We start from the raw sequence: 13917 nt of genomic DNA, 5'->3' as shown, positions 1-13917 counted from the left end.
TCATAGCGTGGATGAAGAGGAAAAACGGTAGATAAATCAGTACGAAATCCTCTTCATTGCGGGGATGAAAAGGAAAAGCAGTAGAGATACTGTTAGAAGTCCTCTTCATAGCGTAGATGAAGAGGAAAAGTGGTAAAGAAAAAGTACGAAATCCCCTTCATAAAGTCGATGAAGAGGAAAAGTGGTAAAGAAAAAGTACGAAATCCTCTTCATAGAGTATATGAAGGGGATAAGCGGTCGAGAGTCAGTACGAAATCCCCTTCAAAGTGTGGATGAATATCACCCAGAAGATACTCTTGTGTCAATTAGTCGGATGTTACTATGGCTACTATTTTTTCTTATGTCAAATTTTCTCAAAATCATTTATACTGAGAAGGTTGGTAAGAATAATATTCCAATTCAGAAGGGGTTGTTGATTATGAGGGACATCCCGAAAAATCGGATTAGTACACGTGCCTTAACAGTATGGAAAACATCTGCAATCATTTCGTCTATGATTGGTTGGGCTATAGCCATTACGGTCTTAGTCCTTACGATTCTTTTTGATTGGACGTACTGGATTTTAACTGGTCTACTTATACTTTGCATGATTGAGTCAATTTTAACGATTTTCATTTTACCGAAGCTGAAGTGGAAACGCTGGAGATATGAGGTTCATGAACATGAAATTGACCTCCAACGTGGCGTTTTAATTGTAAAAAGAACAATTATACCGATGAACCGCGTCCAACACGTTGATACTCAGCAAGGTCCGTTGTTGCGTAAACATCATTTAGCTACTGTTACTATTTCCACAGCAGCAACAGTTCATGAAATACCAGCACTTGATTTGGAGGAAGCAGACCAATTGCGTGACTCAATTTCAAGATTAGCAAGGGTGGATGAAGATGATGTTTGAATCACGTCGGATGCATCCGGTTGCTGGCATTTTAAGCTTCCTTAAACAGCTGAAAGAAATGATACTCCCTTTAGTTTTCCTCTTTTTTGTTGGGCCGGGGGATGATTTTGAAAAGTATTATTTATTAGGTGCATGTGCTTTTATTCTATTAATGTTGATCTATGGAGTCTTGCATTGGTATCGTTACACCTATCGGATAGAAAGTGGAGAGTTACGAATTGAATATGGAGTGATTATCCGTAAAAAACGCTATATACCCATTGAGCGAATTCAAACGATAGATGTTTCCGCTGGTATTATTCAACGAATTTTTGGACTGGTCAAACTACAGGTGGAAACAGCGGGTGGGGGTATGCAGGCTGAGGCTGTTCTAACAGCTATTAAAGAAGAAGAAGCCAATCAATTACGTGAAATTTTATCCCGTTCGAAAAAGCAAGAGGAAGAAGAAACTGAAACACAAAAAACGAGATTTACATATCAAATTACTCCAAAGGAACTGCTGGTCCTTGCATCCACCTCAGGGGGAATCGGGATTGTTATTTCCGGTGTACTGGCATTTTTGAGTCAGTTTGCAGAATATCTACCATTTGAAAAATTATATAATACGATTGAAAAATATGTCAGTCTATCGATTTTAATCTATATCATCGCACTCATTGCTTTGTTCTTATTGATCGCGTGGTTAGTTGGGATATTAATTATGACCCTTCGCTACGCCAATTTTACAGTCGTAAAACGAGAAGATGAGCTTTTTATAACGAGAGGATTGATTGAAAAGAAGCAGACAACCATTCCGTTAACAAGGATACAGGCCATACGAATTGGTGAGAATTTAATCAGGCAGCCTTTAGGCTATGCAACAGTATATATTGAAAGTGCTGGTGGCTCGATTAATAAAGGAGAAGATTTCTCAACTGTACTTTTTCCTTTAGTAAAGAAAAATGCCATTAATCATTTGTTGCAGCATTTTGTATCTGACTATCAGATGCAAGAAATTGAAAATTACGCACCACCCAATGCAAAGTGGAGATATATGTTTAGGGGAATGCTGCCTTTTCTAGCGTTTGTACCAGCAATTGTCATGTTGTCCTATGTCTTTAGTTCATGGGGTTACCTAGGTTTGCTCCTTTTACCTATTGGAGTAATGCTTGGCTATAGTCGCTATAAAGTGGCTGGCTGGAAGATAGAGGGGGACCAGTTAACCTTACAGTTTCGCTTTTTTAGTAAAGTAACCGTTCTTCATCATAAAAAGCGAATCCAATCCTTGGACAAGAAACAATCCCACTTCCAAAGGAAAAAAAATCTTGGAACAGTTAAAACCTTTATTAAATCAGCAATCGCAGGCAAAGGGTTTGAAGTGAAGGATCTACAGATTTCTGATTGCTGGATCATTTGGGAATGGTACAGACAGCGAAATAAGAAAATGGCAGAAGATATGCCGTTTAATGATTAACAAGAGCTAAAGCGGAGTCGCTTTAGCTCTTTTATTTTTAGAGGAAAATTCCGAGTATCACCAAGATGATAATGATTAACCAGATAATATGTTTGATAGAAAATTGTCTAGGAATCCTCATTCGAGGTCTGTAAGATGAATCTCCTGCCATGATGATCTGTGGCTGTCCTGAGCTTTTCGGTAGAACGAGCGGTCCAATGATAGCGCCGGCAAGAAAACCAAATATATGGGCGATAATATTGACATTGGTATTTATAAATGTCATGACTAGACCAATGATTAAAATTGTCATAATGAGTTGAGAATTCATTTGACTAATCAAGTCTTTACGGAACAAGACCATATATAAGTAAATACCAAACAATCCAAATATAGCCCCTGAAGAACCAACGTGGGCAAACTCTAGTGGTTCAATGTAAAAGGTTGCTAGGTTTGCAGCTACCCCGGTTAAAAGATAGGCAATGATAAATTTGAATTTACCTAACATCCTTTCTAACGCAGGCCCAAACAAGACAAGTGAAAATGAATTAAACAACATATGGCCAAACCCGCTATGTACAAAAATGGGAGTGACTAATCTCCAATACTCGCCTTCAGAAATTAAAAAATTGAATCCAATCATGTGCTGCATAAGAGTTGTTCCAAATGGAAGAGATAAAAAAATCAACAGCCAAAGAAAAATATGAATCCCGATTAATATTGATATAATAGGATATAATCGTAAAAATTGACGAAAGCTTTCAGTTCTTATAAACATCTTATTACTCCTTTATGTAGTCATCTTATCGTACTATATTCTTCAAAAGATGGCGAACATCCTCTAACGTTTGTACCATCTTATGATTGAAAGCTTTTTTATAGAAGAAAGGATTTTGAAATGATCATTGGAACAGGTATTGATATTGTAGAGCTTGAAAGAATTAAAAAAATTTTACATAGACAGAAAAAATTTGTAGATCGGATATTAACAAATGCAGAGAAGGAAAAATTTTTTCGTCTTTCTGAGTCCCGCCAGGTAGAGTTTCTTGCAGGTCGGTTCGCCGTGAAAGAAGCATATTCAAAGGCTGTTGGAACTGGAATTGGTGAGAATTTGAGTTTTTTGGATATCGAGGTTTTATCAGATGAAAAAGGTAAGCCAGTCCTTATAAGACCAATGAATCAAAAGGCCCATTTATCCATCACGCACAGTAAAGATTATGCCGTTGCGCAAGTAATTCTTGAAAGCTTGTCAAGCTAGTCTGCATATTACACAACTTTGCCTCATATATTTTTAGTGCGGTAGGTGAGACAAGGTGTATGAATATGATGAACGGTGTGATTTTCACTTAGTTTGGTAAATAAGCTTCACGGTTGAGTTGGAAAGAACGCTAGGAAAATGAAGGGGTCCTAATACGCACGGAAATGATTCCTAACCTGTTCGTCACTTAATACACTTTGTCTCTACCAATAGGCGATAAGAGGCAAAGGGGTTGAAGAGGAAATGAAGAAAAAAGTATTTTTGTTGTTATTAGGGCTACTTATTGCCCTTGTACTAGCGGCATGTGGGGAAAAATCACAAGAAGATGTGGTTAGTGCATTAGATGCAAAGGTACAAAAAATGACTGGCTATAAGGCAGATGCGAAGATGACGCTTCAAACAGGCAATGATCCACAAGTATATGAAGTGGAAATTTGGCACAAGGAGCCGACATTCTATCGAGTAAACCTTAAGAATGCAGAAAAGGACCAAAGCCAGATGATTTTGCGCAATGAAGAAGGAGTATTTGTTCTGACACCTGCTCTTAACAAAAGCTTCCGTTTCCAAAGTGACTGGCCAGAAAACAGCAGCCAAGCGTATCTGTTTGAATCTCTAGTACATGATGTGCAGGAAGATCCAGAAGCGAAATTTACAGCTACAAAGGATCAGTACATTTTTGAAACAAAAACAAATTACAAAAATAATAATATGCTGCCAAAACAAGAAATTACATTTAACAAAAAGGACTTAGCTCCAGTTTCTGTTAAGGTAATGGACCCTGATCGTAAAGTATTGTTGTTAGTTGAATTCACGAAGGTTGAGTTTGATGCAAGCTTTGATAAATCAGCATTTGATGTTGAAAAGAATATGTCTTCTGCAAATATTGGTGAGATCCCAGTTATGGGTGAGGTTGATAAGCAACCACTAGAAGTTCTATATCCTTCAGAGGATGCCCTTGCTGGAGTTGAATTAAAAGAAGAAAAGAAAATCGAAACGGAAAATGGAACACGTGTCATTATGACTTTTGGTGGAGAGAAAACCTTCACACTGATCCAGGAAACAGCCCGCGTTGCTGAGGTTGCTACAACGATTTCATTAAGCGGTGAGCCTGTTGACCTTGGATTTACAGTTGGTACTCTTACAGATAAAGCAATTTCATGGACACACAATGGTGCAGAATTTATGATTGCATCAGATGATTTAACTCAAGAAGAGTTAATCTCAGTTGCACGTACAGTACAAGGCAAGGCTGTAAAATAAACTCCGAACCCAGGCCCGAATAATCGGGTCTGTTTTTTTGTCTTTAAATTTCGACGGCATCCTTTACGATTTATTTCACAAACCGAAGTATCTTGTCGGATGAGGATGATAGAACGAAGAATTTAACGAACAAAAAAAGTTCTATATATAGAATTTCTACAAATTTTTTAAAAAGACTCTGTTACATTATTTAAGCGAGACATGTCCAAGTATTGAAAGGGGTTGGGATTGTTAGAAATTATGGACAAAATGTACGGAACTAAAAACAGATTGTAGGAGGGGTATGAAATTGAAGAAGAAAAAGATTTTTTCCACAGCACTTGCTTTATCATTAAGCGTTGGACTATTAGCAGGTCCAGCCATGTCAACAAATGCTAGCGCATCAGATGTATCCTCAAAACTAGCTTCACAAGGCTCACCAATCGACTTAGGAATCGCAAACGATGAAAAGCTCATTGAAATGCTCAAGAAAAACGGCAAAATTGCAAAAAATGCTTCACCAGCAGAAGCGGAGAAGGTGTTGAAAAAATTCCTAAAAGCAAAAGCATCAAACTCTGGCCAAACAAAGGACAAGCTACCAAACGGGCTTGATGCCAATCTTAAATCTGCAAATAAAACAAATAACAATGGGTTGAAAAATGGAAAGGGGAACAAGCTTGGACAAGCTAAGAAAAATACAGTAGATCCTGTACAAGAAGAGGGATATAACGGTGACGTACGCCATGATAAGGTTCTAGTCCTAGCCATTGATTTCCCAGACTATGAAAAAAGCTCCATTACAAAAGAAGAAACAGACATGTGGTATGAGGACTATACCCATGATCATTTCCAAAACATGATTTTCGGAGAGGATGGATATGAAGGACCAAACGGAGAAAATTTAATATCCATGAAGCAATATTATGAACAACAATCAGGTGGAAGTTATACAGTTGATGGAACTGTAGCTGGCTGGTATACAGCTGATCATCCAGCTGCTTATTATGGTGGGAATTACCCAACGCCAGACGGCAGTGATGCTCGTGCACGTACGTTAGTGTATGAAGCTTTAACAAAAGCTGGGCAAGATCCAAATGTAGACTTAAGTGAATACGATGTTTGGGATCGTGACGATTATGATGAAGATGGTGTTTATAATGAGCCAGACGGAATTATTGACCATCTTATGGTTATCCATGCAGGTGTAGGTGAAGAAGCAGGCGGTGGGTCTCTTGGTGGGGATGCTATCTGGTCGCACCGTTGGGACCTTGGTCAATTAGTTGCTGTACCTGGAGGAACTTCAAATAGTGACCGTTTTGGCGGACTTTTAGGTGCATTTGATTACACAATCGAACCTGAAGACGGGGCTGCAGGTGTGTTTACTCATGAGTTTGGTCATGATTTAGGTCTTCCTGATGAGTATGACACGATTTATAGCGGAGCAGGAGAAGCCATCGAATTTTGGTCTTTAATGTCATCGGGTAGTTGGGCTGGAGATATACCTGGTACAGAACCGCCTGGTATGAGTCCATTTGCAAAAGAAATGCTACAAAGCCTTCATGGTGGTAATTGGTTAAGTGGAACAACCTTACATGCTGATGATATTACAAAAAAGGGAACTGAAGTACTTCTTGATGAGGCGGTAACAAAAGGTACCAATAATGATGCAGTACGTGTTGATTTACCAGGAAAGGTAAATGTATTAAATACTCCTGCTACTGGATCTTTTGAATATTATGGCGGTAAAGGTGACGAGGCTGACCATAAAATGGTGGCGACAGTTGATTTATCAGGTGAAACAACAAATGCAACTCTTGATTTCGATGCTTGGTATAACATTGAACAGGATTGGGATTATGCAATGGTTCAAGTCTCGGTTGATGGTGGTGAAACATGGGAGTCACTTTCGAGTGAAAGAACAACAAGCACTCTTGATCCAGATGGCTACCCAGCTATTAAAGAAAACCTGCCTGGTTATACAGGAACTAGTAATGGTTGGGTACATGAATCAATTGACATAAGCGAGTATGCTGGTCAAGAAATCCAACTACAATTCCGTTCAATGACTGACTGGGCAACAAATCTAGATGGTTTCTTTGTTGATAATGTAAAGGTAACAAAGGATAGCACCGAAGTATTCTCTGACGGTGCAGAAAATGAACCACAATTTACATTAGATGGTTTTGAAAAACATGATGGTAAATACACATCGAAACATTACTATTTACTAGAATGGAGATCTCATAATGGCGTCGATGAAGGCTTAAAGCATATACGCCGTGGTGCAAGCCTAATGTCCTTTGACCCTGGCCTAGTTGTCTGGTATGTCGATGAATCCTACGATAATAACTGGACTGGCGAACACCCTGGTGATGGATTCTTAGGTGTTGTAGACGCCGATCAACATACTAACTATTGGAGTGACAAAGCTGTTGGCTCTTCGCGTTATCAGCTCCACGATGCTGCATTCAGCTTAGAAAAATCAGAGAAGATGCTTTTAGACTATACAGATTTACTAGGTATTACAATGAAAGACAACTTCACCCAACGCACACCTTTATTTGACGACAGTGCCGACTATAGTAACCCAGGCTTAGTCGACGCAGGACGTAATATTCCTGAATACGGTTTGAAATTCCGTGTTGTTGGCCAAAGTGCTGATGGTACAGTGGGTAAGGTGTTAATTTTTAAATAATAATTGTAAGACCCCTTTGACCAATCAAAGGGGTCTTTGCCATGTATTGTGAATTTTCTTCAACATATTTTCTTTTTTTCGTCATATGTTAAGATGGGTATGATGAAAAACTACCATTGACATGGACACAACTAAGTTTAATCATCGAATTCATATAGTAGTTAATAATCTAAGAAGGTGTTTATTCATGGACTCTACCCATTTTTATCGTGATACTTGGGTTGAAGTGGATTTAGATTGCATTTTTGAGAATGTAAAAAACATGAAAGGTTTTTTACCAGAACAAGTGGAGGTAATGGCGGTCGTTAAGGCAAACGCTTATGGACACGGAGACGCGGAGGTTGCAAAAACAGCCCTTGAAGCGGGAGCTACCCATCTTGCAGTTGCTTTTATCGATGAAGCGGTCTCTCTACGCCACGGAGGAATAGATGCACCGATTCTTGTACTTGGAGCATCACGTCCAACTGACGTAGCGCTTGCAGCAGAACACAATATAGCCCTCACCATTTATAGCGGGGAGTGGCTTGATGAGGTATTGGAAAACTATCAAGGCAGTACTCCACTTACCCTTCACTTGAAACTTGATACAGGAATGGGACGTCTTGGAGTTAAAGAAAAAGGGGAATTGCAAACAATCCTTAGGAAAATCGAGCAAAATCCTCAACTCCAACTTGAAGGTGTTTTTACTCATTTTGCAACAGCAGACGAAATTGATACATCTTATTTTGAACAACAATATCGGAATTTCCAGGCAATGCTTGAATGGATTCCATTTAAACCGAAGTTAGTACATTGTGCAAATAGTGCAACTGGCTACCGTTTCCCCGATAAAGTATTTAATATGGTAAGACTGGGAATTGGGATGTATGGAATGACTCCATCACTGGAAATAAAAGATCAACTGCCATACGAGCTCGAGCAAGCTTTTTCTTTCCATAGCAAGCTTGTCCATGTAAAACGAATTTCAAAAGGCGAAAAAGTAAGCTATGGGGCAACATTTACAGCAGATGAAGATATGTGGGTCGGAACAGTTCCAGTTGGCTATGCCGATGGCTGGGTTCGGAAACTACAGAATACGAACGTTTTAATTGACGGTGAATTTTGTCAAATCATTGGTCGTGTCTGCATGGACCAATTTATGGTCCGACTTCCAAATAAACTCCCGATAGGCACAAAAGTCACGTTAATTGGGGAGCAAAAAAACAAAATTATTAGTGTAGACGATGTAGCAAGTGCTCTTGAAACAATCAACTACGAGGTTACATGTACGATAAGTTTTCGGGTTCCACGTATTTTTTTAAGAAATAAGAGAATAATTGAAGTGAGAAATCCGTTATTAAGACATTACTAGTAGAGAAAATAGTACAATGGTTGTACACGTTGGATAACTTTCTTTTTTTATGCACGAAAATAAATGCAGGTTCTGGAAACCTTGTAAAACCTATGCATAAAAACCAATTGTATATGTCGATAATAATTAAGAATTAATGGATTAAGCTTTGCATCTAATCATAATAATGGTATTATTAAGATTGGAGTAGAATATTGGTGGCAAGTTGGTGGAGGTGTATGTTTGTGTCTGAATCCAGCGCAACAACAGAAATTCTAGTACGATTACCACAAAACCTAATTAGTGAGTTGGATGGCCTAGTGAAACAAGAAAACGGTAACCGTAATGAACTGATTTATCAAGCTACAAAAATGTATCTACGCGAGAGAAAGAAGCGTCAAATTACAGAATCTATGAGACGCGGTTACATGGAAATGGCAAAAATCAACCTTACTATTGCATCGGAGGCTTTTTTAGCTGAATCTGAGGCTGACCACACCGTAGAACGCTTAGTTAGCGGGGGGTAATCATTTGATTGTAAAACGTGGCGACGTTTATTTTGCAGACCTCTCCCCAGTTGTTGGCTCAGAGCAAGGAGGCGTTCGTCCTGTTCTTGTTATCCAAAACGATATCGGGAATCGGTTTAGTCCCACAGTCATTGTCGCAGCCATAACTGCACAAATTCAAAAAGCGAAGCTCCCAACCCATGTTGAGATCGATGCGGAGCGTTATGGATTTGAGCGCGATTCAGTTATTCTGTTAGAACAAATTCGTACAATCGATAAGCAGCGTCTAACCGATAAGATAACACATCTCGATGAAGAGATGATGGACAGAGTGGATGATGCCTTACAAATTAGTTTAGGACTCATCGATTTTTAATTCATTTATTTATATGTGATACGTCTATGAGAAGTTACCCCGTGGTAGCTTCTTTTATTTTTTAGTCCCACAAAAAGTGGCGTTCTTAGTCAAATTGATCCTATAAATGCCATTTGCATAATATATTACAAAAGCATTTTACTTATGTAACAAATTCTGAAATGTGAAGGACATCACATCTTTTCTATCGAAGTACATAATAAGGATTATCCTTAAATACCTTTCAAAACAAAAAAGAGAGAGCGGTGGAAAAAAATGAAAAGGCAATCTACAAATCCGAGACGAGATGAAGTAGAAAGGCTGGTACAGGACTTCCAAAAAACTGGCTCAAAGGAAATAGAAAGGGAAATCGTTGAGAAGTATGAAAATCTTGTTAATTCAATTGCTTGGAACTACTCGAAAGGCAGAGCGTTTCACGAAGATATTGTCCAAGTAGGGAGAATTGGGCTTTTAGGTGCGATTAGAAGATTCGATCGAACGGTTGGAAAGAGCTTTAATAGCTTTGCTGTACCAACAATTATTGGTGAAATTAAACACTTTTTACGTGATAAAACATGGAGTGTACATGTGCCAAGAGGGGCTAAGGAACTCGGAATTAAGATAAAAAAGGCAAAAGAAGAACTTACAATAGCCCTACAAAGGACACCAGAGGTACATGAAATCGCAAATCATCTTCAAATAGATAAAAAGGAAGTTCTAGAAGCAATGGAACTTGGACAAGCATATTATTCAAAGTCAATTGAAATGCCGATTGACCCGGATTCTGAAGGCAAATCGATAATAGAGACGGTGGGTAAGAAAGATAAATCTTACGAAAAGGTATTGAAAAGATTGGATGTAAAGAATGCTCTCCATGTTCTTACTAAACGTGAAAAGAGAATTCTTTACTACACGTATATTCAGGAGAAGAGTCAAAGAGAGACGGGAAGAATAGTCGGGGTTTCACAAATGCATGTATCCCGGATCCGACGAAAAGCCATTAAAAAGCTTCGAGAAGCAGTACTTGGATGAGTTAATTTTGGTAAAATAGATAAGGGTTAGAAGTGAAAGTAGGAGGAAAACAGTTTTGACACAGACATTGCAAACAAATGAAATGATGGTAAAAACCATCGCCAAAGAAATTGGAATTACAACAAAGCAAGTGCATAGTGTGATTAACCTCTTAGATGAAGGCAATACTGTACCTTTTATTGCGCGTTATCGTAAAGAACTGACAGGTTCTTTAGATGAAGTACAAATTAAGGATGTGCAAGAAAAATGGACGTATTTACAGAACCTTGAAACACGAAAAGAAGAGGTTATTCGACTTATTTCTGAACAAGGAAAGTTAACCGATGACCTTCAAGCAGAAATCATGAAATCGACAAAGCTGCAACAGGTTGAGGATTTATACAGACCATATAAGCAAAAGCGTCGTACAAAAGCGACTGTGGCAAAAGAAAAGGGACTCGAGCCACTTGCGGAATGGTTATATACTTTCCCGATGAATGTAGATGTTTTACAATATGCTACCGGGTTCATTTCAGAGGAAAAAGAGGTAATCAGTGCTGAAGATGCTATCCAGGGGGCTAAAGATATTATCGCTGAGTGGATATCGGACGACGCGACTTTCCGTCAATGGATCCGCAATGAAACCTTCAAACAAGGCACGATTGAAACAGCGGTAAAGGATCAAGAAAAAGACGAAAAAAATGTCTATGAAATGTACTATGAATACAAGGAACCTATTCATAAGGTAGTTCCACACCGTGTACTAGCGATGAATCGTGGAGAAAAAGAGGAAATCTTACGTGTATCAATTGAACCACCTCTTGACCGAATTATAACCTTCTTACATCGGAAAATCGTAAAGAAGGAAAATTCACCGGTAACTCCATATATCGTAGAAACAATTGAAGATAGCTATAAACGCTTGATTCAGCCTTCAATTGAAAGAGAAATCCGAAAAGAGTTGACGGAGAAGGCAGAAGACAGAGCCATTCACATTTTCTCAGAAAACCTTCGTAATCTACTGTTACAGCCACCACTAAAAGGTAAGGTTGTTCTAGGAGTTGATCCTGCATATCGAACAGGATGTAAACTAGCTGCTGTTGATGAAACAGGGAAAGTTTTAAAAATAGATGTCATTTATCCGCACCCACCAGTGAATAAAAAAGAAGATGCGGTTAAGAAAATCAAATCTATTCTACAAGAATTTAAGGTTGAAATGGTGGCGATCGGAAACGGTACAGCTTCAAGAGAAACAGAGCAATTTGTCGCTGATGTTTTAAAAGAAGTAAATCAAGAAATCTTCTATATTATCGTGAATGAAGCGGGTGCAAGTGTGTATTCAGCATCCGATATAGCGCGAGAAGAGTTTCCAGATTTCCAGGTAGAAGAAAGAAGTGCTGTATCTATTGCAAGAAGACTTCAGGATCCATTGGCGGAACTAGTGAAAATAGATCCGAAGTCAGTAGGAGTAGGTCAATACCAGCATGATGTTTCACAGAAAAAATTAAATGACCAGCTTACTTTTGTTGTAGAAACAGTAGTTAACAAGGTTGGAGTCAATGTGAATACAGCATCCCCATCTTTATTACAATATGTAGCTGGCCTATCCAAAGCTGTAGCAAACAACATCGTCAAAAAACGTGAGGAACAAGGGAAGTTTTCGAACAGAAGCGAATTAAAGAATATTCCACGCCTAGGTGCAAAAACATATGAGCAATGTATCGGTTTCCTTCGTATTGTTGATGGTGATGAACCATTAGATCGAACAGGAATTCACCCGGAAAACTACAAAGAAGTTAAGAAACTTCTTGAGAAATATGGTTTAACGAGTAATGACCTCGGTACGGATAAATTAAAAGAAGCCATTTCATCTATCGTGGCAGAGGAAGTGGCTGCTGAGATGGGAATTGGCGAAATCACCATTCACGATATTACAGAAGCATTAGTAAGCCCTGAACGTGATCCGCGTGATGAACTGGCAAAACCATTGCTTAAAAAAGACATCCTTAAGCTTGAAGACCTTGCGAAAGGCATGGAGCTTGAAGGAACCGTTCGAAATGTTGTAGACTTTGGAGCGTTTGTTGATATCGGAGTTAAGCAGGATGGCTTAGTCCATATCTCAAAACTAAGCAATAACTTCGTAAAACATCCACTTGATGTAGTATCAGTCGGAGATGTTGTAACGGTCTGGATAGATGATGTCGATGTTAAAAAAGGAAGAGTGGCATTAACAATGCTGCCGCCACAAAATTAAAAAATCTTAAAACACTGCTCATGAGCAGTGTTTTTTTCTATAAAAATACCAGCATTGATTCAATAATTTAATTTGGTATCGATTTTTCTCATAGTAGGCGCGTTTCATTTGGTTTTGAAGCCAAGTAGGCATAGACTAAACCTCCTCGTTAATAAACTTTTACCCTCCAAAAAATAAAAAAATGATAATATAGTGGTGAAGTTACCAAACTATAGGTTTGAGTATATATAGTGTATGCAGATACAGTAAGTCCTGTTCGAAAAGGATGGAATGGAGGAAAAAATATGGAACAGTTTGAACTACAAAAGATAGTAGAAGAGGTTTCTTTAGAGCTGTTCGGAAAACCATTTCTTCATAAAGCCACTTTTAACAATCGATTACAAACTACAGGTGGAAGGTATCTTCTAAAATCTCACAATATTGAACTGAATCCAAAGTATTATCAAGAACGTGGAATTGAAGAATTAGTTGGGATTATTAAGCATGAATTGTGTCATTATCATTTGCATCTTGAAGGAAAAGGATATCAGCATCGCGATCGTGACTTTCGGAATCTCTTAAAGGCTGTGGACGCTCCGCGATTCTGTAAACCATTAGAATCTGTCACAAAAAGAAAGATGTCAAAGCAATACTTGTATACATGTACAGGTTGTGGGCTAGGATATGTAAGGAAAAGAAGAATCGACACAAAGCGGTACGTTTGTGGAAAATGTTCAGGGAAATTAATGGAAGTAAAAAAAGTTTGACTCTGATTTAATCATATGATAAATTATAAAAGTCGCCGCAAAAACGGTTGAACAAGAAAAAAATAGATTCTCTTGACAACAAGGAAGTCTGTTTTTATAATAAGTAATGTCGTCACATTATTCCGCAGTAGCTCAGTGGTAGAGCTATCGGCTGTTAACCGATCGGTCGTAGGTTCGAATCCTACCTGCGGAG

The 13917-nt window shown here is 38.5% G+C and carries 13 protein-coding genes and 1 tRNA gene; 12 read left to right on the top strand and 2 right to left on the bottom strand.

Features of this window, described 5'->3' with window-relative positions; genetic code table 11:
- Positions 1 to 418: 418 nt before the first annotated feature.
- Together ACR65M_RS02080 and ACR65M_RS02075 are read left to right on the top strand one after the other, a co-directional pair.
- Positions 419 to 898, top strand: a complete 480-nt coding sequence (locus tag ACR65M_RS02080; protein ID WP_341333463.1) for a PH domain-containing protein — start codon at positions 419 to 421, stop codon at positions 896 to 898.
- Positions 891 to 2351 (top strand): PH domain-containing protein, encoded by a 1461-nt coding sequence (locus tag ACR65M_RS02075; RefSeq protein ID WP_440272413.1) that lies wholly within the window; start codon positions 891 to 893, stop codon positions 2349 to 2351. The genes ACR65M_RS02080 and ACR65M_RS02075 overlap by 8 nt, the downstream gene beginning before the upstream one ends.
- Before the next feature lie 37 nt (positions 2352 to 2388).
- On the opposite strand, the gene ACR65M_RS02070 is transcribed toward ACR65M_RS02075, so the two are convergent.
- Positions 2389 to 3108, bottom strand: a complete 720-nt coding sequence (locus ACR65M_RS02070) for a rhomboid family intramembrane serine protease (RefSeq protein ID WP_341329717.1) — start codon at positions 3106 to 3108, stop codon at positions 2389 to 2391.
- 120 nt (positions 3109 to 3228) lie between these two features.
- On the opposite strand from ACR65M_RS02070, the gene acpS reads away from it, so the two are divergent.
- The 8 genes from acpS to ACR65M_RS02030 all read left to right on the top strand — a co-directional run bounded on the left by acpS (position 3229) and on the right by ACR65M_RS02030 (position 12978).
- Complete coding sequence (acpS, locus tag ACR65M_RS02065) at positions 3229 to 3588, top strand: holo-ACP synthase (protein ID WP_341329718.1); 360 nt, start codon at positions 3229 to 3231, stop codon at positions 3586 to 3588.
- Between the two features lie 243 nt (positions 3589 to 3831).
- The gene (locus ACR65M_RS02060) at positions 3832 to 4848 is read left to right on the top strand and encodes an outer membrane lipoprotein carrier protein LolA (protein ID WP_121448466.1); all 1017 of its coding nucleotides are present in this window, start codon (positions 3832 to 3834) and stop codon (positions 4846 to 4848) included.
- A 289-nt stretch (positions 4849 to 5137) separates the two neighbouring features.
- Positions 5138 to 7522 (top strand): immune inhibitor A domain-containing protein, encoded by a 2385-nt coding sequence (locus tag ACR65M_RS02055; protein ID WP_440272412.1) that lies wholly within the window; start codon positions 5138 to 5140, stop codon positions 7520 to 7522.
- Positions 7523 to 7709: 187 nt separating this feature from the next.
- A complete protein-coding gene (gene alr / locus ACR65M_RS02050) occupies positions 7710 to 8873 on the top strand; it encodes an alanine racemase (RefSeq protein WP_341329719.1) in 1164 nt (387 codons plus the stop codon).
- 224 nt (positions 8874 to 9097) lie between these two features.
- Positions 9098 to 9379, top strand: coding sequence for a CopG family ribbon-helix-helix protein (locus ACR65M_RS02045; protein ID WP_010284645.1), 282 nt, complete (start codon positions 9098 to 9100; stop codon positions 9377 to 9379).
- A 4-nt stretch (positions 9380 to 9383) separates the two neighbouring features.
- On the top strand, positions 9384 to 9734 hold the full coding sequence (gene ndoA / locus ACR65M_RS02040) for a type II toxin-antitoxin system endoribonuclease NdoA (protein ID WP_010284636.1): 351 nt from the start codon (positions 9384 to 9386) through the stop codon (positions 9732 to 9734).
- Between the two features lie 255 nt (positions 9735 to 9989).
- A complete protein-coding gene (gene sigB / locus ACR65M_RS02035; protein ID WP_341329720.1) occupies positions 9990 to 10745 on the top strand; it encodes an RNA polymerase sigma factor SigB in 756 nt (251 codons plus the stop codon).
- 82 nt (positions 10746 to 10827) lie between these two features.
- Positions 10828 to 12978, top strand: a complete 2151-nt coding sequence (locus ACR65M_RS02030) for a Tex family protein (RefSeq protein WP_440272450.1) — start codon at positions 10828 to 10830, stop codon at positions 12976 to 12978.
- A gap of 18 nt (positions 12979 to 12996) precedes the next feature.
- Here ACR65M_RS02030 and cmpA read toward each other — a convergent pair whose 3' ends face one another.
- Positions 12997 to 13110 (bottom strand): cortex morphogenetic protein CmpA, encoded by a 114-nt coding sequence (cmpA, locus tag ACR65M_RS02025; RefSeq protein ID WP_087947091.1) that lies wholly within the window; start codon positions 13108 to 13110, stop codon positions 12997 to 12999.
- A gap of 152 nt (positions 13111 to 13262) precedes the next feature.
- Between cmpA and ACR65M_RS02020 the strand changes: the two genes are divergently transcribed.
- The gene (locus ACR65M_RS02020; protein WP_341329721.1) at positions 13263 to 13724 is read left to right on the top strand and encodes a SprT family protein; all 462 of its coding nucleotides are present in this window, start codon (positions 13263 to 13265) and stop codon (positions 13722 to 13724) included.
- 121 nt (positions 13725 to 13845) lie between these two features.
- Positions 13846 to 13917 (top strand) — tRNA-Asn (locus tag ACR65M_RS02015).

Source organism: Ferdinandcohnia sp. SAFN-114 (genome assembly GCF_059415045.1).
This window is presented reverse-complemented; position numbering and strand designations above follow the sequence as displayed.